Consider the following 23,675-nt stretch of genomic DNA (forward strand, 5'->3'; position numbering starts at 1 on the left):
CGCGAAGAAATCCTTCTGCACTCAATCAGTTATCTCGCTTGGCTAGGACTTGTCCACAGGGTTGCGAACATTTTCTGTGGATAAGGTCTGTGCACGCGGCGGACCTGGAACGATCCGCCGTCGGACCCATCGCCGGCGACGGATCAGGCTTGCGCCCGCTCATTGCCATCCGCCGTTCGGCAGGCGGCCGTGATATGGCGTGTCGCGGCAATGGCCCCACGGGCCCAGCCAGTAGCCGGGAGGGCAAGCGTAGGTCGAGACCGGCGGCGCTGCATAGATCACCGGACGCGGCGCGACATAGACCGGCGGCGCGTAATGGCAATGGCCCCAGGTACCGCGCCAGCCGTTCGGACCGCAGCCCTCGGCGGCGTGAGCGGTATTCACCGCAAGAGCGGACGCGGCCATGACGGCGACGGCCAATGCTGAACGAAGTGTTGACATGATGATTCTCCTTCACCCTGGTGGTTTTCGATAAGCGTCGTTTTCGTGTGCTGCAGGACGCATGATCGGCTTCGAGAGTTAGGTGAAAGTGAGCACTCGGACGACGCTCGTCCGCGGGTCGATCGGCGTCGACGTCGAGGTGATTTGCCCGGCGAACGAATGACATTGGCTGCCAATCATCTCCACTTGACTTGCGCTGAAAATTTAGGCAATATCTTTCCACTGTAAACATAACGGCATTTGGCTTCGCATGGCCGTCATGCGTAGTCCGCGTTACGCGAAACGCACGGCCGGCTGCCATCACGCGAACCTCCCCCAACTCTGGAGTCCACGATGAATCTCTTGCCGAGCTTTGCCCCGTTTCTAGCCTTTGCGGTGATCGAACGCCTTGCCGGCGCGCAGGCGGGACTGCTTGCCGGTGCGCTCGTCGCCGCCGCGCTGCTGGTGCGCGATCTCGTAAGTCCGGCCCGCCACGTCAAGCTGCTGGAAGCCTGCACCGTCCTGCTATTTGGGGCGCTGGCCATCTATGCGCTGACCAGTGACGTGCACTGGTCGATCGCCGCGGTACGGCTGCGTGTCGATGCAGGGCTTGCGCTGATCGTGCTGGCGTCGATCGCATTGCGGCGGCCATTCACGCTGCAATACGCACGCGAGACCGTCGATCGCGAGCAGTGGAACAGCGAGCGTTTCATCCACGTCAACTATGTGATCAGCGCCGCCTGGGCGCTCGCGTTCGGCATGCTGGTGCTCGCGGACATCGAGATGGTTTATGCGCCGGCGCTGCCCCATTCGGTGGGCGTGATGGCGACCGTGGCCGCGCTGGTCGCCGCGGTCAAGTTCACGTCGTGGTATCCGGAACAGCACGCGGCCGGGCAGGCATCGCGCTAGCAATGGCGTTTGGCGGCCCTGCGCTCCACCATCGCAGGGCTCGGAACATCGACTAATTTCACGCTAATTCACGAGGCTCACGATGACTCTATCCCGCACGGAAAGACCCCTTCGGCTCTCCGCAGATGCGGTTCGATCATCACGAGGATTAGCATCATGGACACGCAAACCGCCCTTTCCACCCAGTCCGACGACACCGCCAACGCAACCGCTGACGCAGCCGGCGCACCGCTGGAGCCGCCGCCATCGAACGAAGATCTGCTGCCGTTCTATCTGCTCGCCATGGCCGGCGCTTATTGACGACGACACAGCGAGCCGCCACACCGCGTTATGTGGCGTCTCGATCCGCCACCTGCGCCAGCAGGATTTCGGCACGCCACGAGTCCCGGCCTCTCATCGTTGCGCACGCAGCAAAGTCTTCGAATCGCCCTGCGTCCACGCTTGCGTCGGCACGCACAAACCCCCTCACTCGTTCGACCAGATCGGCACTGCGGATCATGCCGGCGCGCGTGCGTCGGTTATCATTCAATCGCTCGCCTGTCGTGGCCCGGCCACGCACCCCGCGAGCTGCGAGCCAGGCACAACCTGACTGCTGCCGACAGGACGATCATGAGAATTCTCCTCGTTGAAGACGATTTGCAGATTGGCCAAAGTCTGCTGCGTGCACTCAAGGACGCCGACTATAGCGTCGACTGGGTCAGGGACGGCATCGCCGGGCGCGACGCCATGGCCAACGCCGAATACACTGTCGTGCTGCTCGATCTGGGCTTGCCCGGCATGAGCGGCATCGAGCTGCTGAAGTCGTCGCGCGCGGCCGGCAACGCGGTCCCGGTGTTGATCCTGACCGCCCGCGACGATCTCGATTCGCGCGTACAGGGTCTCGATGTCGGCGCCGACGATTACCTGCTCAAGCCTTTCGACGTCCCCGAACTGCTCGCCCGCATCCGTGCAGTGATCCGCCGCAAGGCCGGCTACGCGTCGTCGCGTCTCGGCGACGAATCGCTCAGCCTCGATCTCGACAAACGCACGCTGACCTGCAACGGCACCACGACCGTACTCTCCGCACGCGAGTTCGCGCTAATGCTCGCGTTTCTCGAACGCCCCGGCACGATCCTGTCGCGCGAACAACTCGAAGACCGCTTGTACGGCTGGGGCAAAGAGGTCGAAAGCAACGCGGTGGATGTGCTGATTCATTCGGTGCGCAAGAAGTTCGGGCTCACCGTGATTCGCAACGTGCGAGGGCTCGGCTGGACCGTCATGCTCGGCGAAGCCGGCAAAGGACCGGCTTCATGACACGCCTGCGCAGTCTCATCGCGGCGACTTCGCTGCTGGCGTTATTCGGCGCCACGCAGGCCGCGCTCGTCGAAGCGAAAACCGTCCACTACGCGAACGAAAAGGCCTGCCCGGTCGTTGCCGATCGCCCGGATCACAAACCATCGATTCGTGAGCAGATCGCGCATACGGTGAACGGCGACATCGCGTACTACCGCTTCGGCCGCGGCACGCCGATCGTGCTGCAAACCGGCTTTCGCGCGACGATGGCCGAATGGGACGCCGCCTTTCTGACCGATCTCGCCAGGCGGCACGAAGTGATCGTCTTCGACAACCGCGGCATCGGCCGCTCCGAACCGGCGGCATCCAGCTTTTCCGCACGGGACATGACACTCGACGCCGCCGCGCTGATCGACACACTGCACCTCTCCGACGTCACCTTCGTCGGCTGGTCGATGGGCGGCGCCATTGCCCAGCAACTCGCGTTCGACCCGCCGCTCGCCGTGCGGCGCATCGTCCTCATGAGCGCGCCCGCGCCGGGGTCGCTCGGCGTGCCGGTGACGCCCGACGTCGAAGCCACCCTGTCCGGCAAGCCGGGCACCAGCTTCATGGACGTCATGCGGGTCCTGTTTCCGCCCACTGCGGTGGACGCAGCGCAACGGTGCTTCCGTAAGAATATGTTCCAGCCGGCCGGCTACCAGTCGCCGGCCATTTCGGCGACGGTGACCGAAGGCCAGTCCGCACTGCTGCATGACTGGGCCGGCGACCAGGCCGCCGCAGCAGCGCTGAAGAACGTGCGCCTCGCTACCCTGGTCCTCACGGGCGCCGACGATCAGGTCTTGCCGAAGCAGAACTCGGAAGCGCTCGCCAAGCAGATTCCGCATGCGCAACTGCTCGTCGTGCGTTCGGCGGGCCACGCGATGATGTATCAATACCCGCAGGCGCTCGCCGCCGCGATCAACGCGTTCATCGCAAGGTCGCGCCCGCCCAGCAGCGGCAAATAAATCGCGAAGCCTCGGCCAGCGCCGCGCGCGCTTCCGGCACGAACGGCACGAAGCACTGCCACGCGTGCGGCATTGCATGCCATTGTGCGAACTCCACTGCATTGCCTGCGCGTTGCAGTCTTGCCGCGAGCTCGCGCGCGTCGGTGCTCAACGCCTCGGCGTCACTGGTCTGCACGTGAATGGGCGGCAAGCCATGCAGCTTCGCGCGCGCGGGCGACGCCAGCGGCTCGAAGCGCCTGACGTTGCGCAGATACATGTCGGCGGCCGCTTCCATCGCGGTGCGGTTCATCGACAACGCGTTATGGCTCGCGCGCCAGATCGTCGTCAGGTCCGCCCAAGGCGAGAACAGCACGGCCCCGGCGGGCAGCGGCTCGCCCGCGTCGCGCAGCGCCACCAGCGCGGCGAGCGCGAGCCCGGCGCCCGCCGAGTCGCCGGCGAACACGATCGAACTCGGCGCGATGCGGCGCGCCAGCAGCGCCCGATAGGCGCGCAAGGTGTCCTCCAGCGCGGCGGGAAACGGATGTTCGGGCGCGAGGCTGTAGTCCAGCGCGAACACCGCCGATTGCGTCGAGTGGGCCAGTTCGACGGTCAACGCACGATGCGTCGCGGGGGAGCCGAAGTAGTACGCGCCGCCGTGCAGGTACAGCACCACTGTCTCTTCCGATTCCTGTGAAGCGCCTGGCGGACGAATCCATTCGCCCTTCAGTTCGGCATCGGCGTGACGGCGCACGCGCGGATAAAGGCATGCCGCGGCGAGCCGGCTAGGCAAAGTGTAGCGATGCGCGCGCAAACGCAGCGCCTGCACGTCGGGCGCCGGGCGGCGGCTCGAACTGAAGTGCAGCGCCATCACTAGCGGAATCGCGCGTCGCACCCAGGCGGCCTGCCAGCTTTCGGCACGCGGTCGCGTAAGCGTGTCGAGCGGCACGCCATCGGTCGAAGTGGTTTGGGATTGCTGGACGTTCATGATGATCTGATCGGAAAGAAACGGCCGCGGACGCCGTGGTCAGCGCGGCTCGCGCGATGCGAGCGGGGCTGTTCGTCGTGAATTCATCGCGGATTCGACGTGCATGTGCCCCGCTTGTCCAGGTAGTCGACGCGCTCAACGCGTCGCCATTTCGGCGGAGACCTGCATCTCGGCGCGAGCCTGCTGCATCAAGGCGATCGCCCGGCCTGCATGGCCGCCCATGTCGTAGCCGTTGGCGCGCTGTGCAGCGCGCATCCGCTCGATCGCCTGCTGCGCGTTGAAATCCGCGGCTTCGATGTTCGGATGACGGCTCATGTAGTAGCCGTAGCCGTAACCATCGTCGGCGACCGCACAGCCGGATACGAGTGAAAGCGCCAGCGCGGTAGCGGCGACAAAAGCCAGTTGACGTTGCTTCATGACTGATATTCCTCTTGATCGTTGATTGTTGGTTCGTGGTACTGCCGGTTCAGGCACGCGCCTCAACGGCGCCAGTAGCCATAGCCGTAACCCCACCCGCCGTAATAGCGCGGATACTGCGGATGCCCGTAGTACCCAATCACGACAGGCGCCGTGTACACCGGCGGAGGTGGCGGCGCTGCGTAGTAGACCGGCGGCGGCACGTAAGCCGGCACTACCGGCACCATCGGAAACGCCGGCGCGCCTACACCTACGCCCACGCCGACGAACACATGCGCTTCGGCGCAACTCACCAGGCCGACACCGAGCGCCGCAGCGACTACCAGATGGCGAATGACTTTCATTTTCTGTTCCCCTTGTCGATCGGTGCGAGTCGGTTGGCTGCATCGAATGACTGCATTGTGGTCACGCAGAATGAGGGGGAAATTAGCCGGGTGTCCGTTCGAAATTCGCACATTGCCAAGGCGTTAATCGCCGGTTTCGAGCGCTCATTTCCAGCTCATTCTTCGCGCCTAAGCTTCATTCCATCGACGGGCAACGCCGGCTCCCACAGCCGGACCGAAACGGCCTGTTGCAACACGGACTGGAGAAAATCATGTTTGCTGAACTTGCCAGGAAACTGAGCGCCTTGCTGATCACCACCGAGGACCACGAACGCGAGTCCTATCTGGCGTCGTCGGTCGATCTGGTCGATCTGGAACACCGCATCAACGTCGTGGAAACGCATGCGGATCCGGCGCGCTGGTATTCGTCCAGCACGCCGCACGAATGGAGGATTTGAAGCGCGTGTTCCCGCCCACGCTGGAATGCGTGGCTCGTGCAAACGTTGCCAATGCGGGTGGATCAACTAGCTCGTGCTCCGGCGTAACGCGCCGTTCACGCGGGCTATTTGCGCGCCGTCACCCAGTTGCCATGAAAACCGTTCCGCACGCGGTGCGGATTTCCATCGTTGCTGCGGCCGCGCGCCGAAAGCGCCGACGTCGACGGCCACACTCGCCCGTTCGGCAAGCCAGCGCTGCGTGCGTACCCAGCGGTTCCGGTACGTCACGCCGCCGTTCGCGAACTCGAAGCAATGGACCATCCCATGCCCCGCAAACCAGTGCTGCGCCGGATCGGGACGAAGCGGGTTCGGGCCGTTACGGACCAGCACGCCCGCCAGTCTGGAGGGCAACTCGCCGCGCACAGGCAGCGGGCCGCAGTCGACTTCGAAATCGATCGGCGCCGGGTTGGCGCGGTAGCCATTCATTTTCAAACGTTCATTCATACGCCCGCTTAAAATTTTCCAATGGAAAGATTTTGATTTCAGCGCCCCGTCTGGTCAACCCATCTTCTCATTAGAAACATCTGCCAGATCGAAGCGCTGCCATGCAAGACACGGCCGGGTGCTTGCCTGGCTTGCCGGCAGCGGCGCTCGGCCGACCCGTCAAGAACTCGAATGCACACGCAACCGTGTTCGACCTGATCGCGCGACGCCCCCCATTCTCGGCAATGCGAACCAACAGACGGGCACATCGCATCAGTTTTCTCTAGAGTTGAAGGGTCGACCATCCAACACGCCGGTCGGCTTTGTCGCGCTAACTGTTCAGCGTGAGATTCAATCAAAGGGAAAATCAAATGAGAACTTCTGTTCACCACGAAGTAATGGCCTATTCCGAAGAGCAAACCGGGGTTCGTCAACTTCAAACGGGCGCCCCCTTGGCACTTAAACACACCATCAGCCCGGACGAGATCCGGGACAACCTGCCTGCCGGCCAAGGCGGTGTCGGGTTTTTATTTCACGCTACCGACTGGGAGACACTTTCGTTTTCATTTCACAATGTGAAGCACCGAAACGCGTCTTTCGAAGAAGAGCTTTGGAACACCAAGCCTTTCATTGCCTCACCGATCTATTCGGGCTCCCAGATCATCGGGGCCAATATAGCCTGTCCGGTTCCGCTCGAGCTATGGCTCGGCAGCCCGCGCGGCATCAAGCGATTCCGCGAGACGCAATTTTTTCCGGCACTGGAGCTGGCAAGACAAGCGGGCCTGAACATGGTGGCAATGGGCGCCTCCACGCCATACGCCTGCAACTACGGCGCACTGCCGCGCGATACCAAGCCGCCGCATATCACCACGGGTCACGCCGCCACCGCGGCGATGCTGAAAGACTGGGCCATGCACTGCTGCAATGAACTCGACCTCGAGTTCGGCAAGACCAAGCTTGCTCTATTCGGTGCGGCCGGCCGGCTCGGCACGACGGTGGCCAAATACGCGCTCTACAAAGATGCACCGCGCGAGCTTGTTCTGATCGATCTGCCGGACAAGGTGAACCTGCTCACGGAGCAAGCCAAGGAGTTGATGGCGTCGGACCTGCTCGGCAAAACGCGGGTTTCCGTGCACACGTTCAGTCCGAACACCCCCTTGCCGGACTTCGACGGCGCCATTCTGGCGAGCAGCACCAGCGTGCCCTACCTCACCGCAGCCGATCTCAAGCGCGCGCAGTTCTGGATCGACGACTCGCACCCCCGGGCGGCGAGCGTCGAGGCTGAACTCGCGTCACGCGGTCATACGCTATATATTGAGTGCTTCGCCCGTGGCCCGGCCGGACTCAACACCACCTTCCCGTTCCGGCTGCCGACCACGCGCGATTGCTATACCTGTTTCGCCGAAGGCTACTCCGCCTGGCAGGAAGGCATTGCGTCCGACTTCATCATCGGCAGCCCGCCCGTGTGGTCCGTCTCCTACACGCACAGCCTGCTGAAGAAGTACGGCTTTGCGGTCGGCCCTTTCCATGGGAAAAACGGCTCGCCGATCGAACTGGATGCACAACTTCGCGGCAAGCGAGAATTGATGGGCTCGTAAACGTCATTGGAGGCCTGATGGTAATACCGCGCGAGAGCATGCGGGACGTGCTGGAACGAAGCCGGTTTGCAATACGATGGGGCGGCGCACTGGGCCTCCTGTGCCACCCCATCTACTACGTAGTCTGGACCTATGTCCTGCCGCAACCTTACGACAATCTCTCCCTTCGACTGAGTGCGGCGCTCGTCTGCATTCCGTTGATTTTCCAGGCGCATTGGCCGAAGCGGTTCAACCATTACCTGCTGATCTATTGGCATTGCTGCCTGATCTACGTACTGCCATTCGTTTGCACTTTTCTCGCGATCAGAAATGCATTCTCCACCATGTGGATGATGACCGAGGTCATGATGATCTTCATCATGGCGCTGTGCATCGACAATCCGCTTTTGCTGATGGGCTGCATCGGCATCGGCGTATTCTCCGGGGCGCTCGCCGCGGTGATCAGTTCGCCGGTTCCGATTGTCGTGACCGCCGCCGATCAATCGAATCTCGCCTTGCTGCCGGTCGTCGTTCTGTGCAGCATGGCCTTCAGCCATGCGATCAGCAAAGGGCGCATCTTCGTCGAAAAGAACCGTGCGTTGCAGGCCCTTGCCGGTTCGATCGCTCATGAAATGCGCAACCCTCTCAGCCAGTTGCGCTACGTGCTGGATCGCGTGGAAGAAGCCCTGCCCGCGACAATGGGCTCCAACCGGCCGCTGGCACTCACACACGACAGGCACGATAGCCACGACAGTGCCGAGAGCGCCGCGGGGCTTTATCGCCATCTCGCTCAAGGGCAGTTGTCGATCGAGCGTGGCCTGCGCATCATCGCCATGACGCTCGACGAAGTCAGCGCCAAACCCATTCGCCCGGATTACCTCACGTATCTGAGTGCGACGAGCACCACGCGTAAGGCGCTGGAAGAATACGGCTTCGGCGACGAGAAGGAGCGCGACAAGGTCAGGCTCGTGGTGCGGGAAGACTTCACCTTCAAGGTCGACGAAACCGTCTATCTGTTCACCCTGTTCAACCTGATCAAGAACGCGCTGCATCACATCGCTACGCACCCGGCGGCCACGCTCACGCTGACGATCGAGCAGCAGTCGGTCATGGTTCGCGACACCGGTCCCGGCATTGCGCCCGACATGCTGTCGCATCTGTTCGAGCCCTTCCGTACAGCGGGCAATTCGGACGGCACAGGACTCGGACTCGCCTATTGCCAGCGCGCGATGCGCGCCTTCGGCGGCAGCATCAGTTGCCGTTCGGAAGTCGGCAAATTCACGGAATTCACGCTGCAGTTTCCCGTCGTCCCGAAGAGCGAAATCGTGGACCACGAGCGGCAGATTTTCGAACGCGCCACGCCGGTCTTCAAAGACAAGCGCATTCTCATCGTGGACGACGACGCGGGTCAGCGCGCGCGAGCCTGCCGTGCGCTGTCGAAAGTGGGCGCATACCTGAGTGAAGCGGAAAACGGCGCGATCGCGTTGAGCGTGCTTCGGGAATCGGCCCCTTACGACCTCGTGTTGATGGACATCAACATGCCGGTTCTGGATGGCTACGCGACCGCCGAGAGAATTCGCGCCGGTCACGATTATCCGAGCTGGAATGTCCTGATCGCCGCCTATACGGCCGAGCCCGGCACGGTGGTGCGCGTGCTCGCCCGCCGAGCCGGCATGGACGAAATCATCAGCAAATCCTGCAGCGTGCTCGAATTGATCACGACGCTCCAGGCGCTTTTCGAAAACGGCAACCGGCACCACTTGAGCCAGAAATCCGACGCGTTCTCCGGCAAATCGATCCTGGTCGCGGACGACGACACCTACAGCCGGCTGGTGGCCAAAGCCTATCTGGAGCGATGCGGCGCGAGCGTCGTCGAGGCCGAGCATGGGCAGGCCGTGCTCGCGCATCTGCAGGCGGACGGCGTGATCGACGCGATCGTCATGGATATGAATATGCCGGGAATGGGCGGCCTGGAAACGACCGCATCGATTCGCGCCCGTGCCGATTCGTACGCCGCCCTGCCGATCATCGCATTGACCAGCCAGTCCGATATCAAGGCGGTCCAGACCTGTCTGGCAGTGGGCATGAACGAAGTCATGATCAAACCCGTGCAAGCCAGTTCTCTCTATGCGTGCCTTGCGAGACAGTTTGCACGGCAACGTGGCTCGAACGCGCCGACGGAAGCCGGTCTACCGCCGACGCCACCGGCCATGCCGGCGGGCAAGCTGCCGATCGTGAGCGAAAGCGAACTGCTCGACGAGAAACACCTCGAAGAACTGGCGTCGCTCGATCTGCTCGACGAATCGTTCCTCAAAGGCATCGAGCAGATTCGCCAGCTCGTGGCCCGGCTGGCGGCCAGTGTCGCGGCTGTCGACCTCGAATCGACGCACGGCGCGCTGCACCTCCTGCTGGGCGTCAGCGGCAATATCGGCGCAAGAGCGCTGCATCAGTTCGCGCGGCAAATCTATCCGCGCGTGGTGGAAGGCGAATGGCCGGTGGAAACCGACTGGCTCGCGCGCATCTGTATCTTGAGCGAGCGTTCAACCGATGCGTTGCAGACGTATTTCGCCACGGCCAAGGCACGCCGCGATCATCGGGATTTTCTGAGCGACTAGTGGTGATGCAAGCGGTGACACAAGCGGCCATCCAGGCCATTCGATTTCATCGCGAGGCCACCTGACTGTCGGACGGTTCTTCGTCGTCAGCGGTGTGCATGTGGCTATTGAAACTGGGAAAGCCCATGGTCACCGTGGTCCCCGCACCGACCGTGGATTCGATCCGCAGGCAGCCGCCGAACGATTGCATAATGCGGTTGCAGAAGATCATGCCCATGCCGTGGCCGCCGGCGCCGGCGTAAGTGGTGACCGGATCCTGCAGCAAACGTGCTTTGACCTCTGGCGCGATTCCCGGGCCATTGTCGCGAATGCGGATCTCCGGTTCAGGGAAAGCCACCACTTCGAGGCGCAACGAAGGCGCGCTGGTGCCGTCGAGCGCGCGCAGCGCGTTGGACAGCAGTGAAGACAGCACGAGCGCCACGCAATTGGGCATGGCGTGCACGACAAAATCCCCTTCCACGTCGACCTTCACCCAATCGCGCTGCGACGCGACAAACGGATAGGTGTCGAGCAGCGTGGCGATCAACCGCGTCGCTCTGACCGCGCGCGTGCCACCGCCCGAGGCGGACTTCTGGCCGCCGCTCTTGTGCACCGTCGCCCAGAAAGACGAGATCAGCGTCAGGCAATACTGGGCGTTGTTCAGCATCGACTTTGCCGCGAGGCCGATCTCCCGTTGACGCTCCGGGTCGTATTGCTCGGCCACGTCGTTCTCGACGGAGCGCGCGAACAGCGAGATCGTCGCCAACGGCGTATTCAGCTCGTGGGCGAGAAAAGCGAGCGTCTCGTCCATTGCCAGCAGCCGCTGTTGACGCGTTTCCCGCTCCGTATAGCGCGCGGTTGCCAGTTGCAGAACCTCGCGCACCATGTCCGTTCGCAGCGGCTTTTCGATAATGCGGAACACGTCGCCCGTATTGACCGTTTGCAGCAGCATGTCCTTGTCCGCATAGGCGGTCACGAGAATGCGCACGATTTGCGGATACTCCTGCGCCACCTGGCGCAACAGATCGTCGCCGTCGCGGCCCGGCATGCGGAAGTCCGTCACCAGCACCGCAATTTCCGAAGCGTGCTTGCCTAGCACCGTCATCGCCTCGTCGGCGCTTTGGGCGACATACACTTTGTAATCGGCACTCATCGCGCGCGCGAAGTGGTTGCGCGACATCTCGTCGTCGTCGACGAAGAGAATGGAAAACGGCGGCTGCATAGGGTCACTCATCGCATTCCCAGCGGATGGCGGCGGGTCGACATTGCACGGAGCCCACGTTGCGGATGATAAAAACGGCTTGCCGGTGACAAGCGCCGAACCGATTTGGAGTTTGGAAGTATAGGGTATCGCGTCAGACAAAAACCGGGGGAAACACCGCACGCCCTTACCCAATATGCATCGCCGCCGGTCAGACCGGCTCGCTGCTTGCGAAGGCACGCCGCTTGCGTGCTGCCGGAACCGGACTTCTCGACTGTCGGCTGCCCGTCGGGGTGGCACAGCATGGACGCCCGACTCCTTCCACCAAGGGGAAGCGGTGTCATGGAATTGACCAACGATGGCGATACCGGCCGGGCCGGGCGCGTGCGCAGGCGGCGGCAGTCCCGCGTGCTGTCGCGATACGCCGGGCGGCCCATCCGGCTGATCTGGCGCTACGTAGCCCGTCGCAAGCTGGCGCACGCCATCGTGCTGGCCAGCGTCGTGGCAGCGGTCGGCTGTGCACTCGCATCGCAATATGGGATCCGCAATCTGATCGACGCGTTGCCGGGCGGCCGCGCCCATCCGCAACAGGTGATTCACGCGTTTGCCGTGCTCGTCGCGCTGATCCTCGCCGACAATCTCTTCTGGCGCATTGCCGGATGGATCTCGGCGCGCACGTTCGTGGCGGTGACAGGCGACATCCGGCGCGAGATGTTCGACTATCTCACCGTGCACGCCCCGACCTTCTTCGCCGACAAGCAACCCGGCGTCCTGTCGAGCCGGATATCGGCGACGGCCAACGCGGTGTACGTGATCGAAAACACGGTGGCGTGGACGGCCTTTCCGCCGTGCCTGACCGTGGTCGGGGCGATCGTCATGGTCGGCGTGGTCAGCATTCCCATGAGCCTCACGCTGGTCGCGATTTCGGTCGGGCTGGCTTTCTGCCTGTTCCTGCTGGCGCGCAAAGGCACCGCCCGGCACGAGGCGTTCGCCGCGCAGGCTGCCTCGGTCGACGGCGAACTCGTGGACGTCATCGGCAATATGGGGCTGGTCCGCGCCTTCTGCGCCGTGGTGATGGAGCGGGGGCGCTTCGACGCGCTGCTCGCCGCCGAAGGCGATGCCCGCAAGCGCAGCCTGCTCTATCTCGAGAAACTGCGCCTGTTGCACGCGTTCGCCACCTGCATTCTGTCGACTTGCGTGCTCGGGTGGACCGTGTGGCTGTGGAGCGTCGGCCGTGCGACCACCGGCGACGTCGTTCTGGTCGGCTCACTCGGTTTCTCGATCCTGCACGGCTCGCGCGATATTGCCGTGGCGTTCGTCGACCTGACCCAGCATGTCGCCCGGCTTGGCGAAGCGTCGCAGACACTGCTGATCCCGCACGCCATGCCCGAGCCGACCAGGGCGGCGGCGCTCGAAGTCCGGCGCGCCACCGTGGACTTCGAAGACGTGACGTTCGCGTATCCGGGGCGCCGCCCGGTATTGAGCGGTCTGAACCTGCATATCGGCGCGGGCGAGCGCGTCGGTCTCGTCGGCCCCTCGGGGGCGGGAAAATCGACCATCCTCGCGCTCCTGCAGCACTTCTACGAGCCTGGCTCCGGGTACGTGCGGATTTCGGGCCAGGACATTGCGCATGTCACGTTGCAAAGCTTGCAAGGCGCCATCTCGGTCGTGCCGCAGGACGCTTCCCTGTTTCACCGCTCGCTGCTGGACAACATCCGCTACGGCTGTCCCGACGCGAGCGAGGCCGACGTGCGCCGCGCGTGCGAGGACGCCTATTGCCTCGATTTCATCAACGCGATGCCCGAAGGGCTCAACACCGTCGCGGGCGACCGCGGCACCAAACTCTCTGGCGGACAGCGCCAGCGCATCGCGATCGCCCGGGCCATTCTGAAAGACTCGCCCATCCTGCTGCTCGACGAAGCGACGTCGGCGCTCGATACCGCATCGGAGATCGCCATTCAGGCGGCGCTCGAACGGCTCATGAAGCATCGCACCGTCGTCGCGATCGCTCACCGGCTGTCGACGTTGCAGTCCTTCGACCGGATCGTGGTGCTCAACCGCGGCCGTGTCGTTCAGCAAGGCACGCCGGCCGAGCTGGCCGCCGTGCCGGGCATCTATCGCGACACGCTGGCGCGGCAGATCAGACGCACGCCCGCTCCGCGTCCCGATCTCATGTGATGCGGGACGCACGCGACGGCGCAAGGGACTCCGTTCACGCGCCGTCGCGGTCGCCACCACCGAACAGCCGGCGCACGAGTTCACGGCCCCGGCTCGTCAACCGCAGCGTCGACGTGCCGCCCACTATCACGCCCTCCTCGCGCCGGTCGATTTCGATCAGATCGTATCGGCTCAGGGCGAGCACGTCGGGATCGATCGCCTCCGGACGCCGCTCGGTGTCCGCGAGACGCAGCAGTGTCGCGAGTTCATGATGGCTCAGCATCGGTTACCTCGTCGGTTGAGACTGGACAATGCCGTGATGCTAGTTCGCGAGTCCGACATTCAGGCTACGGTTCTGTTGCGCCAAGTTACGTGGTTACATGTCGGCACGGCGCGCGTGCTTCGCTGGTGCCCGACGACGTCCCGCGTCGCCGCTACTTTTTTCCGTATGCTCGCGCTCGCGCCTGGACAGACGGTAAGGCGCCACGGCCTGGCCGACCGTAACAAATCGAAACGCCCGTCAAGGTACTGTCGTGAGAACTAGCTCCACAGTCGGATAGACTCTGCTAGTGATTGTCTGGATTCCTGTCGCCGGCGACGGCGATGCCCCATCCTGGGAGTTCGTATGACGCTCTTCGACAGCAATTGGCCGGGCCGTTCCTCGACGGCGGTCGCCGGGTGCCACGGATCCGGCGGGAGACCGTCATGAGCGAAGTGTCGTCAATCCCGGTCAAGCGTCCGCGGCGCGGCCGTATCGTGCTGGCGCTCGTGGTGCTCGCGCTGATCGCGCTGGTGGTGTTTCATCTGTTGCGCTCGAAGGCGCCCAAGCCCGGCGTGGCACCCCAGGTCGTGACGGTCGCCGCCGCCACCACGGGACCGATGCCGGAGACGCTGAGCGAACTGGGCACCGTGACGCCGGTCGCCACCGTGACCGTGCTGCCGCAACTGAGCGGCTACCTGACCGCCGTCGGCTATCGCGAAGGTCAGGACGTCGAGAAAGGGCAATTCCTCGCGCAGATCGACTCGCGCCAATACGAAATCAGCAAGCGGCAAGCCGAGGCGCAACTCGCCAAGGACAAAGCGGCGCTCGCCCAGGCGCGCGCCGATCTCGCGCGCTTTACGCAACTCAACGAACGCAAGTCGATCGCCGAGCAGACCTATGCGGATCAGCAGTTTCTCGTCCAGCAGGACGAAGCGGCGGTCAAAGCCGACGAAGCCAACGTCGCGCAATTCGTTCTCGACCTGCTCTACTGCCATATCACCGCGCCGGTGTCGGGGCGGGTCGGACTGCGCCTCGTCGATCCGGGCAACTACGTGACCGCGTCGAGCCAACCGGGCATTGCGGTGATCACGACGATGAAGCCGACCACCGTCGAATTCACCGTGCCGCAAACCGCGCTCGACAAGGTGTTGCAGCGCATCAACGCCGGCGCGCAGCTACCTGTCGCCGTATTCAGCAGCGACAATTCCCGGCAAATCGCCACTGGCACGCTGTACGCGATCAACAACCAGATGGCGACCGCGACCGGCACCGTCACGCTGCGCGCAACCGTCCCCAACGATGACGAGGCGCTCTTCCCCAACGAGTTCGTCAACGTCAAGCTGCTGGTCGATACGCTGCAAAACGCGGTGCTGGTGCCGACACCCGCGGTGCAGAGCGGCGCGCCCGGCGACTATGTGTATCTCGTCAACGCCGACAACACGGTATCGGTGCGCAAGGTTACGCTCGGACCGGGCGACGGCCAGCATACGGTGATCACCTCGGGGCTCGCCGCGGGCAACGTGGTCGTCACCGACGGCATGGACCGCTTGAGCGACGGCGTGAAGATCAAGGCGTCCGCGACGCGGCCGGCTTCGGGTGCCGCGGGCGCTTCGGCTGCGACGCCGGCGGCGCCCGGGTCCGCGTCCACCGCGCGGCGCACACGTCCGGCGTCCGCGCCCGACACGGCGTCCACGGCCTCATAACACGCCGCCCCGTCGATGAACTTCTCCCGCTTGTTCATCCTGAGACCCGTAGCGACGTCGCTGCTGATGGTCGCGCTCGTGCTCGTCGGGCTGGTCGCGGTGCGCTTCCTGCCGGTCTCGTCGCTGCCCGACGTCGACTATCCGACCATCCAGGTTCAGACCTTCTATCCGGGCGCGAGCCCGAACGTGATGGCGACCACCGTCACCGCGCCGCTCGAGGTCCAGCTCGGCGAGATTCCGGGCTTGCAGCAAATGGTGTCTTACAGTTCGGAAGGCGCGTCGGTCATCACACTGCAATTCGATCTCTCGCTGAACCTCGACATCGCCGAGCAGAACGTGCAGCAGGCGATCAACGCCGCCAACAGCTTCCTGCCCACCGGCCTGCCCGCGCCGCCGACCTATGCCAAGGTCAACCCGGCCGATCAGCCGATCCTCACGCTTGCGGTCACCTCGAAGTCGATGTCGCTGACGCAGTTGCAGGACACGGCCAACAATCGCCTCGCCACCAAGATTTCCGAGGTCCCCGGCGTCGGCCTCGTGACGACCGCAGGCGGCAACGTGCCGGCCGTGCGCGTCGAAGCGGACCCGCAAAAGCTCGCCGCCTACGGCCTCAATCTCGACGATCTGCGCACCCTGCTCGCGAACGTCAACGTCAGCCAGCCGAAAGGTAACTTCGACGGGCCAGAGCTCGACTACACGATCAACGCGAACGACCAGATCGTCGATCCACAGGATTATCTGGCCACCGTGATCGCGTATCAGAACGGCGCGCCCGTGTATCTGCGCGATGTCGCGCGCGTGAGCCAGGCCGCGCAGGACGTGGGACGCGGCGCGTGGTACGGCCGCACGCCGGCCATCGTGCTGAACGTGCAGCGTCAGCCGGGCGCGAACGTGATCGCCACCGTCAACCAGATCATGAAGCAGCTGCCGGCGCTCGAATCGACGCTGCCCGCCGGCCTGCAGGTCACGGTGGTGGCGAACACCACCGGCGTGATCCGCTCATCGGTCTCGGATGCCGCGTTCGAACTCGTGCTCGCCGTCGTGCTGGTCGTGCTGGTGATTTTCGTGTTCCTGCGCAACGTGCCCGCCACCATCATTCCGAGCATCTCCGTGCCGGTCTCGCTGATCGGCACGCTCGCCGTGATGTACCAGCTCAACTATTCGATCGACAACCTCTCGCTGATGGCGCTGATCATCGCGACGGGCTTCGTCGTCGACGACTCGATCGTGATGATCGAGAACATCGTGCGCTATCTGGAGGAAGGCAAGACGCCGCTCGAAGCCGCGCTCGAAGGCGCCGGGCAGATCGGCTTCACGATCTTGTCGCTGACCGTCTCGCTGATCGCCGTGCTGATTCCACTGCTGTTCATGGGCGGCGTGATCGGCCGGCTCTTCAGCGAATTCGCGATCACGCTCGCGGTGACGATCGTGATTTCGGCGGTGGTCTCGCTGACCGTCGTGCCGATGATGTGCGCGCGTCTGTTGCGCGCGCAGGCGCAACGCCATCCGAGCCGCTTCGAGCGGTTCAGCGAGGGCCTGTTCGACAAGACGCTCGCCGCGTATGAACGCGGCCTGCGCTGGGTGCTCGATCACCAGACGCTGACGCTGGTGGTCGCGCTCATTACCGTCGCGCTCACGGCGATCCTGTACATCGTGATTCCGAAAGGACTATTCCCGGTGCAGGACGTCGGCGTGATTCAGGGCATCAGCGTGGCCGACAACTCGGTTTCGTACACTGCCATGGTCCGGCGTCAAAGCGCGCTCGCCGACGCGATTCTGAAGGATCCCGACGTGGTGTCGCTGACCTCGTACGTCGGCATCGACGGCACCAATCCGACGCTGAACAACGGCCGGTTCCTGATCAATCTGCGCCCGCGCGACGACCGCTCGCTCACGGCCGAGGAAATCGGCCGCCGCATCCAGCAGGAAGTCGCCGACGTGCCCGGCATCCGCCTTTATCTACAACCCGAGCAGGATCTGACGCTCGACACGTCGATCTCGCGCAACCAGTACAACTTCGTGCTGCGCGGGCCGAACCAGCAGGCCTTCGATCAATACGTGCCCGCATTGATTGCGCGCATGAAGCAGATTCCCGCCATCACGGACGTCACGAGCGATCTGAACACCAACGGCCTGAGCGTGAACGTCGAAGTGAACCGGCAGCTTGCCGCGCGCTACGGCATCACGGCGGCCACGATCGACAACGCGCTGTACGACGCGCTCGGCCAGCGCATCGTCTCGACCATCTTCCAGCAGTCCGATCAGTACCGCGTGATTCTCGTGGCAAAGCCGGAGACGATACCCACCGTGCAATCGATCGGCAATCTGTACTTGCCGAGCCAGACCAGCAGCACCGGCCAGGTGCCACTGTCGGGCATCGCGAAGATCAGCATCACGCAATCGCCGCTTTTGATCAGCCACCTCGCGCAGTTCCCGGCGGTCACGATCTCGTTCAACCTCGCGCAGGACGCGTCGCTGAGCGCCGCCGTGGCGCAGATCCGCGACGCCGAGCACGCGGTGGACCTGCCGCCGTCGATCACGACATCGTTCCAGGGCGCGGCCCAGGCGTTCGAAGATTCGCTTTCCAGCGAGGTGTATCTGCTGATCGCCGCGCTGGTCGCGGTGTATATCGTGCTCGGCGTGCTGTACGAAAGCTACATCCACCCGGTGACGATTCTCTCGACGCTGCCGTCGGCCGGCATCGGCGCGCTGCTGGCGTTGATGATCGCGGGCAGCGATCTCGACGTGATCGGCATCATCGGCATCGTGCTCCTGATCGGCATCGTCAAGAAGAACGCGATCATGATGGTCGACTTCGCGCTCGAGGCGGAGCGCGTGCATGGCAAGCCTGCGCGTGAAGCGATCTTCGAAGCGTCGCTGCTGCGCTTCCGGCCGATCCTGATGACCACGCTCGCCGCCATGCTCGGCGCGCTGCCGATGCTGCTCGGCACCGGCACCGGCTCGGAACTGCGCCGGCCGCTCGGTCTCGCGATCATCGGCGGACTCACGCTCAGCCAGGTGCTGACGCTCTTCACCACGCCAGTGATCTATCTGTTCTTCGACCGCGCCGCGCAGCGCGTGAAGAACCGGCGCCGCGCCGCGAATGACGGCGCCGCCGCGCCGCCGGAGAATGCACCGTGAACATCTCGGCGCTCTTCATCCGGCGCCCGGTCGCGACCGCGCTGCTGGCGGTCGCGATCCTGATCTCGGGCGCGCTCGCGTATTTCCGCCTGCCGGTTGCGCCGTTGCCGAACATCGCCTTTCCGGTGATCGCGTTGCAGGCGAACATGGCGGGCGCTAGTCCGGAAATCATGGCCGCCACCGTCGCCGAGCCGCTGGAGCGGCGCCTCGCCACCATCGCCGATGTGAGCCAGCTGACCTCGATCAGTTACGTGGGCTCGTCGCTGATCATCGTCGTGTTCGGCCTGAACCGCGATATCAACGGCGCGGCGCGCGACGTGCAGGCCGCCATCCAGGCCGCGCGCGCCGATCTGCCGACCACGCTGCGCAGCAATCCGACGTATCGCCAGTACAACCCGGCCGGCGCGCCGATCATGGTGCTCGCGCTGACCTCCGACACGCTGACAAAGGCGCAGCTCTACGACTCCGCCGATTCGGTGATCCAGCAGCAGTTGTCGCAGATCGACGGCGTCGGGCAGATCACGCTCGGCGGCGGCGCCTTGCCCTCGGTGCGCGTCGAGCTGGAGCCGGGCAAGCTGAACAGTTACGGCATCGGCCTCGAAGACGTGCGCGCGGCGATCGGCGCGGCGAACGCGAACAGCGCGAAAGGGCATATCGACCAGGGCGAGCAGCGCTACGTGGTGACGTCGAACGATCAGATCAGCAAGGCCGCGCCGTATCGCGACGTGGTGATCGCCTATCGCGACGGCGCGCCCGTGTTGCTGCGCGACGTCGCCCAGGTGCGCGACTCGAACGAGAATATCCGCAATGCCGGGCTCTACAACGGCAAGTCGGCCGTGCTCGTGATCGTCTATCCGACGCCGGGCAGCAACGTGGTGCAGACGGTCGGGCAGATCCGCGCGCGCCTGCCGATCATTGAAGCCGCGTTGCCGAGCACGATTCACGTGAATGTCGCTATCGATCGCTCGGAATCGGTGCGCTCCTCGGTGGCCGATACCGAGCGCACGCTGTTCATCGCGGTGCTGCTGGTGGTGGGCGTGGTCTTCGTGTTCCTGCTGTCGCCGCGCGCCACGCTGATTCCGGCGGTCGCGCTGCCGCTTTCGATCGTCGGCACCTTCGGTCCGATGTATCTGCTCGGCTATAGCATCGACAACCTCTCGCTGATGGCGCTGACGATCGGCACCGGCTTCGTGGTCGACGACGCCGTGGTGGTGCTGGAGAACATCGTGCGTCATCTCGAAGCCGGTCTCGAACCGAAGGAAGCCGCGCTGCGCGGCAGCGCCGAAGTCGGCTTCACGGTGATCTCGATGAGTCTCTCGCTGATCGCCGTGTTTCTGCCGATCCTGCTGATGCCCGGCATTGTCGGGCTGCTGTTTCATGAGTTCGCCGTCACGCTCTCGATCGCGATTCTGCTGTCGCTGCTCATCTCGCTGACCATCACGCCGGTCATGTGCGCCTATCTGCTCAGCCGCGAGCGCGCAATGCATTCGCCATCGCGCTGGGCCCGCTGGGTCGAGGCGCAGTTCGAGCGCTTCAAACAGGCGTATTCCCGCTCGCTCTCGACGGCGCTCGACCACGCACTCGTGGTCGTCCTGCTGCTGATCGGCCTGCTCGTGCTCAACGTGTTCCTGGCCCGCTTCCTATCCGCGACGTTCTTCCCAAAACAGGACACTGGCATTCTGATCGGGCAGATCATCGCAGACCAGAGCGTCTCGTTCAACGCCATGGAAAAGAAGCTCGCGCAATTGCAGGCGATCGTGAAGCAGGATCCGGCGGTGGCGTCGGTCGCGGGCTTCACCGGCGGACGCGCGTTGAACACCGCTAACGTGTTCATCGAACTCAAACCGCTCGCGCAACGCCATCTGTCGGCGACGGAGGTGGTCAACCGCTTGCGGCCGAAACTCAACGCCGTCTCGGGCGCGCGACTCTTCCTGCAGGCGCAGCAGGATCTACAGATCGGCGGACGCCAGGCCGCTGCCGAATACCAGTACACGCTCACCAGCGACGATGCCAACGCGCTCTTCACGTGGGTGCCGAAACTCGTGACTGAACTCGGCAAATACCGTAGCAAGATGGAGGACGTGAACTCGGACCTGCAGCAAAACGGCTTGCAGACCTACGTGAACTTCAGCCGCGCGACCGCCACGCGTTACGGATTCCAGCCGAACCAGATCGACAACGTGCTGTACGACGCTTTCGGCCAGCGCACCGTGTCGACCATTTACAACCCGCTGAATCAGTACTTCGTCGTGATGGAAGTCGCGCCGGCCTACTGGCAGTATCCGCAAGCGCTCAATCAGATCTACCTCAGCACGGCCGCCGGCAACGCGAACGGCACACAGCAGACGCAGATGTCGCGTGCCACCGTCAGCGCCGTGCAACAGGCGGCGGCGGTCAGCAGCGCGTCGAGCACCAGCGCAAATACGAACTCGCTGAACGCCGACGCCGAAGCGAACCAGCAGACCAACAGCATCTCGAACAGCAAGGGCGGCAATTCCAGCGGCAGCGCGGACAGCACCGCGGCCGAAACCATGGTCCCGCTCTCCGCGATGATGACCTTCTCGAACAGCCACACCGCGACCCAGGTGAACCACCAGAGCGGCCTCGTGGCCGGCACCATCTCGTTCAATCTGCCGGCGGGCGGATCGCTCAGCGAGGCTGGCCAGCTCATCACGCAGGCCGAGCGCGACATCGGCATGCCCGCGTCGGTGCACGGCGCGTTCGCGGGCGCCGCGCAAGCGTATGCGCAGTCGATGGGCGCCGTGCCCTTGCTGATTCTCGCCGCGCTGGTGGTGGTCTATCTCGTGCTCGGCGTGCTGTATGAAAACACGGTGCACCCGCTCACGATTCTGTCGACGCTGCCGTCGGCGGGCATCGGCGCGACACTCGCCTTGCTGATCTTCGGCACGCCCTTTTCGGTGATCGCGATGATCGGCATCATTCTGCTGATCGGCATCGTCAAGAAAAACGGCATCATGATGGTCGATGTCGCGATCCAGTTACAGCGCCACGACGGCATGAACGCGCGCGATGCGATTCACGAGGCCGCGGTGGTGCGGCTGCGCCCGATCATGATGACGACCGCGGCCGCCGTGCTGGGCGCGGTGCCGCTTGCGATCGGCATCGGCCAGGGCGCGTCGCTGCGCCAGCCGCTCGGCGTGACGGTCATGGGCGGGCTGCTCGTGAGCCAGGTTTTCACGTTGTACACGACGCCGGTGATTTATCTGTACCTCGACCGGCTGCGCGCGCGACTCGCGAAATGGTCAGCGCGCCTGCCGTGGAATCGCCGCGGCGAAGCACCCGATACGAGCGCATGATGAAGACGATCTCCCCCACCCGACTGGCCGGCGCGATGCTGGCCTTATCGACTGTGTTGACAGGCGGCTGCATGGTCGGCCCCGACTATCATCGCCCGCCTGTCGCGACGCCCGCCACATGGAAGGAACTGCCCGGCTGGACCGAAGCGCAGCCCGCCGCCGACCGTCCGAAGGGCGACTGGTGGACGGGCTTCAACGACCCGCTCATCAACGAGTTCGAGCCGCTCGTGTCGGTATCGAATCAGACCGTGCGCCAGGACTATGCGAACTACCAGGAGGCGCTCGCCGAAGTGCGGCTTGCGCGCAGCGCCCTGTTCCCGACCATCGGCGTGACCGGATCGGTGACCCGCGCACGTTCGTCGACCGGCAACTTCAACAGCAGCGCACTGGCCGGCGCGGGCGCGAGCAGCTTCCAGCGCATCAACAACGCCGGCTCGCTCGAAGCCAACGCCAGTTGGGCGCCCGACCTGTGGGGCCTCGTGCGGCGCAACATCGAGGAAAGCGCCGCCACCGCGCAGGCCAGTCAGGCGACGCTCGCGAACGCCACGCTCTCCGAACAGATCGCGCTGGCGAACGCGGTCACCGACCTGCGCGTGACGGATGCGAATATCGACTTGCTCACTCACACCGTCGATGCGTTCGAGCAATCGTTGCGCGTCGTCGCCGAGCAGGACAAGGCCGGCACCGTGCCGCCTTCCGATCTGGTGACCGCGCAGACCCAACTGGAGTCGGCGCAATCGAGTCTGATTGCGCTGGGCGTCGCGCGGGCTCAAAACGTTCATGCGATCGCCGTGCTGGTCGGCAAGAATCCGGAAGAGCTGGACATCCCCCCGAACACCACGCTGCCGACGCTGCCGTCCATTCCCGTCAGCGTGCCGTCCACGCTGCTGGAGCGCCGGCCCGACATTGCCGCCGCCGAGCGTCAGATGGCGGCGCAGAATGCCGCGATCGGCGTGGCCGTCGCCGCGTATTACCCGACGATTTCGCTATCCGCGCTGGACGGGTTCACGCAGTCGCCGTTGGCCGGCCTGCTGCACATCAGCAACTATGTGTGGTCGTTGGGCGGGCAGGCGAGCGAAACGCTTTTCGACGGCGGCCAGCGCAGCGCGCAGGTCGACGCGGCAAAGGCGTCTTACGAAGCGGCCGTGGCCAATTATCGCGGCACCGTCCTGACGGCGTTCCAGGGTGTGGAGAACGACCTCGCCGGCTTGCGCATCCTCGCGCAGCAAGCCGAGGTGCTGGAGCGTGCCGTACGCGACGCGACGCGCGGCACCGAGATCGCGCGCAATGAATACCAGGCGGGGACGGTGGACTTCACGACGGTCGCGACGGCGCAGGCAACGCAGTTGAATCTTCAGCAGACCGCGTTGAACGTGCAGCAAACACGGTTGCTCGATGCGGCGTCGTTGTTCGGCGACCTGGGAGGCGGCTGGTCCGCCAGCGAATTGACTGATCCGCGGAAGACAGGGCAACAGAACGCGTCGCCCTAGGCCG

The 23,675-nt window shown here is 64.2% G+C and carries 19 protein-coding genes; 12 read left to right on the top strand and 7 right to left on the bottom strand.

From position 1 onward, the window contains the following. Positions 1-159: 159 nt before the first annotated feature. Positions 160-441 carry a GCG_CRPN prefix-to-repeats domain-containing protein gene (locus tag P0D96_RS31375; protein ID WP_408281538.1) on the bottom strand — a complete coding sequence of 94 codons (282 nt, stop codon included), beginning with the start codon at positions 439-441 and terminating at the stop codon, positions 160-162. Between the two features lie 333 nt (positions 442-774). On the opposite strand from P0D96_RS31375, the gene P0D96_RS31380 reads away from it, so the two are divergent. From P0D96_RS31380 to P0D96_RS31395, 4 genes are all read left to right on the top strand, one after another. After that, on the top strand, positions 775-1,329 hold the full coding sequence (locus tag P0D96_RS31380; protein WP_408317313.1) for a hypothetical protein: 555 nt from the start codon (positions 775-777) through the stop codon (positions 1,327-1,329). Positions 1,330-1,485: 156 nt separating this feature from the next. Continuing rightward, positions 1,486-1,629 (top strand): hypothetical protein, encoded by a 144-nt coding sequence (locus P0D96_RS31385; RefSeq protein WP_408317314.1) that lies wholly within the window; start codon positions 1,486-1,488, stop codon positions 1,627-1,629. A gap of 309 nt (positions 1,630-1,938) precedes the next feature. Continuing rightward, a complete protein-coding gene (locus P0D96_RS31390; RefSeq protein ID WP_342960036.1) occupies positions 1,939-2,622 on the top strand; it encodes a response regulator transcription factor in 684 nt (227 codons plus the stop codon). Beyond that, positions 2,619-3,605 carry an alpha/beta fold hydrolase gene (locus P0D96_RS31395; protein WP_408281545.1) on the top strand — a complete coding sequence of 329 codons (987 nt, stop codon included), beginning with the start codon at positions 2,619-2,621 and terminating at the stop codon, positions 3,603-3,605. The genes P0D96_RS31390 and P0D96_RS31395 overlap by 4 nt, the downstream gene beginning before the upstream one ends. Here P0D96_RS31395 and P0D96_RS31400 read toward each other — a convergent pair. The 3 genes from P0D96_RS31400 to P0D96_RS31410 form a co-directional block, all read right to left on the bottom strand. Continuing rightward, positions 3,568-4,569: an alpha/beta hydrolase gene (locus P0D96_RS31400; RefSeq protein WP_408317316.1), complete on the bottom strand. Its 1,002-nt coding sequence runs from the start codon at positions 4,567-4,569 to the stop codon at positions 3,568-3,570. The two genes, P0D96_RS31395 and P0D96_RS31400, sit on opposite strands and share 38 nt — an antisense overlap. 135 nt (positions 4,570-4,704) lie before the next feature. After that, positions 4,705-4,986: a hypothetical protein gene (locus tag P0D96_RS31405; RefSeq protein ID WP_408177192.1), complete on the bottom strand. Its 282-nt coding sequence runs from the start codon at positions 4,984-4,986 to the stop codon at positions 4,705-4,707. A gap of 62 nt (positions 4,987-5,048) precedes the next feature. Further along, positions 5,049-5,330: a hypothetical protein gene (locus P0D96_RS31410; protein ID WP_408317318.1), complete on the bottom strand. Its 282-nt coding sequence runs from the start codon at positions 5,328-5,330 to the stop codon at positions 5,049-5,051. Between the two features lie 251 nt (positions 5,331-5,581). Between P0D96_RS31410 and P0D96_RS31415 the strand changes: the two genes are divergently transcribed. Next, the gene (locus P0D96_RS31415) at positions 5,582-5,767 is read left to right on the top strand and encodes a DUF3563 family protein (RefSeq protein ID WP_132382649.1); all 186 of its coding nucleotides are present in this window, start codon (positions 5,582-5,584) and stop codon (positions 5,765-5,767) included. Between the two features lie 66 nt (positions 5,768-5,833). Here the strand turns inward: P0D96_RS31415 and P0D96_RS31420 are convergent, their stop codons facing one another. Beyond that, entirely contained in the window at positions 5,834-6,232 is a 399-nt protein-coding gene (locus P0D96_RS31420) for a carotenoid oxygenase family protein (protein ID WP_408317320.1), read from the bottom strand. A gap of 395 nt (positions 6,233-6,627) precedes the next feature. On the opposite strand from P0D96_RS31420, the gene P0D96_RS31425 reads away from it, so the two are divergent. Together P0D96_RS31425 and P0D96_RS31430 are read left to right on the top strand one after the other, a co-directional pair. Continuing rightward, a complete protein-coding gene (locus tag P0D96_RS31425; RefSeq protein WP_408281559.1) occupies positions 6,628-7,827 on the top strand; it encodes a hypothetical protein in 1,200 nt (399 codons plus the stop codon). Between the two features lie 17 nt (positions 7,828-7,844). Then, a complete protein-coding gene (locus tag P0D96_RS31430; RefSeq protein WP_408317322.1) occupies positions 7,845-10,421 on the top strand; it encodes an ATP-binding response regulator in 2,577 nt (858 codons plus the stop codon). 46 nt (positions 10,422-10,467) lie between these two features. Here P0D96_RS31430 and P0D96_RS31435 read toward each other — a convergent pair whose 3' ends face one another. After that, positions 10,468-11,634, bottom strand: coding sequence for a hybrid sensor histidine kinase/response regulator (locus P0D96_RS31435; RefSeq protein WP_132382643.1), 1,167 nt, complete (start codon positions 11,632-11,634; stop codon positions 10,468-10,470). A gap of 309 nt (positions 11,635-11,943) precedes the next feature. On the opposite strand from P0D96_RS31435, the gene P0D96_RS31440 reads away from it, so the two are divergent. Then, positions 11,944-13,779 carry an ABC transporter ATP-binding protein gene (locus tag P0D96_RS31440; RefSeq protein WP_408317381.1) on the top strand — a complete coding sequence of 612 codons (1,836 nt, stop codon included), beginning with the start codon at positions 11,944-11,946 and terminating at the stop codon, positions 13,777-13,779. Between the two features lie 34 nt (positions 13,780-13,813). On the opposite strand, the gene P0D96_RS31445 is transcribed toward P0D96_RS31440, so the two are convergent. Further along, the gene (locus tag P0D96_RS31445) at positions 13,814-14,041 is read right to left on the bottom strand and encodes a hypothetical protein (RefSeq protein WP_132382639.1); all 228 of its coding nucleotides are present in this window, start codon (positions 14,039-14,041) and stop codon (positions 13,814-13,816) included. 422 nt (positions 14,042-14,463) lie between these two features. On the opposite strand from P0D96_RS31445, the gene P0D96_RS31450 reads away from it, so the two are divergent. From P0D96_RS31450 to P0D96_RS31465, 4 genes are read left to right on the top strand one after another with little or no spacing between them, the layout of a single operon-like run. Continuing rightward, the gene (locus P0D96_RS31450) at positions 14,464-15,723 is read left to right on the top strand and encodes an efflux RND transporter periplasmic adaptor subunit (RefSeq protein WP_408317324.1); all 1,260 of its coding nucleotides are present in this window, start codon (positions 14,464-14,466) and stop codon (positions 15,721-15,723) included. Positions 15,724-15,738: 15 nt separating this feature from the next. Further along, a complete protein-coding gene (locus P0D96_RS31455; protein WP_408317326.1) occupies positions 15,739-18,864 on the top strand; it encodes an efflux RND transporter permease subunit in 3,126 nt (1,041 codons plus the stop codon). Further along, entirely contained in the window at positions 18,861-22,181 is a 3,321-nt protein-coding gene (locus P0D96_RS31460; protein WP_408317328.1) for an efflux RND transporter permease subunit, read from the top strand. The genes P0D96_RS31455 and P0D96_RS31460 overlap by 4 nt, the downstream gene beginning before the upstream one ends. After that, complete coding sequence (locus P0D96_RS31465; RefSeq protein ID WP_408317330.1) at positions 22,178-23,671, top strand: efflux transporter outer membrane subunit; 1,494 nt, start codon at positions 22,178-22,180, stop codon at positions 23,669-23,671. Before P0D96_RS31460 ends, P0D96_RS31465 begins: the two co-directional genes overlap by 4 nt. Positions 23,672-23,675 lie beyond the last annotated feature (4 nt).

Source organism: Paraburkholderia sp. RL17-347-BIC-D (assembly GCF_046027915.1).
In the GTDB taxonomy this organism is placed as follows: domain Bacteria; phylum Pseudomonadota; class Gammaproteobacteria; order Burkholderiales; family Burkholderiaceae; genus Paraburkholderia.

Bases quoted from the DNA above. Each gene is read 5' to 3' on its own strand.
- P0D96_RS31425 (WP_408281559.1), top strand. From the start codon at position 6,628: ATGGCCTATTCCGAAGAGCAAACCGGGGTTCGTCAACTTCAAACGGGC.
- P0D96_RS31415 (WP_132382649.1), top strand. From the start codon at position 5,582: ATGTTTGCTGAACTTGCCAGGAAACTGAGCGCCTTGCTGATCACCACC.
- P0D96_RS31405 (WP_408177192.1), bottom strand. From the start codon at position 4,986: ATGAAGCAACGTCAACTGGCTTTTGTCGCCGCTACCGCGCTGGCGCTT.
- P0D96_RS31390 (WP_342960036.1), top strand. From the start codon at position 1,939: ATGAGAATTCTCCTCGTTGAAGACGATTTGCAGATTGGCCAAAGTCTG.
- P0D96_RS31430 (WP_408317322.1), top strand. From the start codon at position 7,845: ATGGTAATACCGCGCGAGAGCATGCGGGACGTGCTGGAACGAAGCCGG.
- P0D96_RS31380 (WP_408317313.1), top strand. From the start codon at position 775: ATGAATCTCTTGCCGAGCTTTGCCCCGTTTCTAGCCTTTGCGGTGATC.
- P0D96_RS31450 (WP_408317324.1), top strand. From the start codon at position 14,464: ATGAGCGAAGTGTCGTCAATCCCGGTCAAGCGTCCGCGGCGCGGCCGT.
- P0D96_RS31455 (WP_408317326.1), top strand. From the start codon at position 15,739: ATGAACTTCTCCCGCTTGTTCATCCTGAGACCCGTAGCGACGTCGCTG.
- P0D96_RS31465 (WP_408317330.1), top strand. From the start codon at position 22,178: ATGATGAAGACGATCTCCCCCACCCGACTGGCCGGCGCGATGCTGGCC.
- P0D96_RS31395 (WP_408281545.1), top strand. From the start codon at position 2,619: ATGACACGCCTGCGCAGTCTCATCGCGGCGACTTCGCTGCTGGCGTTA.
- P0D96_RS31440 (WP_408317381.1), top strand. From the start codon at position 11,944: ATGGAATTGACCAACGATGGCGATACCGGCCGGGCCGGGCGCGTGCGC.
- P0D96_RS31375 (WP_408281538.1), bottom strand. From the start codon at position 441: ATGTCAACACTTCGTTCAGCATTGGCCGTCGCCGTCATGGCCGCGTCC.
- P0D96_RS31385 (WP_408317314.1), top strand. From the start codon at position 1,486: ATGGACACGCAAACCGCCCTTTCCACCCAGTCCGACGACACCGCCAAC.
- P0D96_RS31410 (WP_408317318.1), bottom strand. From the start codon at position 5,330: ATGAAAGTCATTCGCCATCTGGTAGTCGCTGCGGCGCTCGGTGTCGGC.
- P0D96_RS31435 (WP_132382643.1), bottom strand. From the start codon at position 11,634: ATGAGTGACCCTATGCAGCCGCCGTTTTCCATTCTCTTCGTCGACGAC.
- P0D96_RS31445 (WP_132382639.1), bottom strand. From the start codon at position 14,041: ATGCTGAGCCATCATGAACTCGCGACACTGCTGCGTCTCGCGGACACC.
- P0D96_RS31420 (WP_408317320.1), bottom strand. From the start codon at position 6,232: ATGAATGGCTACCGCGCCAACCCGGCGCCGATCGATTTCGAAGTCGAC.
- P0D96_RS31400 (WP_408317316.1), bottom strand. From the start codon at position 4,569: ATGAACGTCCAGCAATCCCAAACCACTTCGACCGATGGCGTGCCGCTC.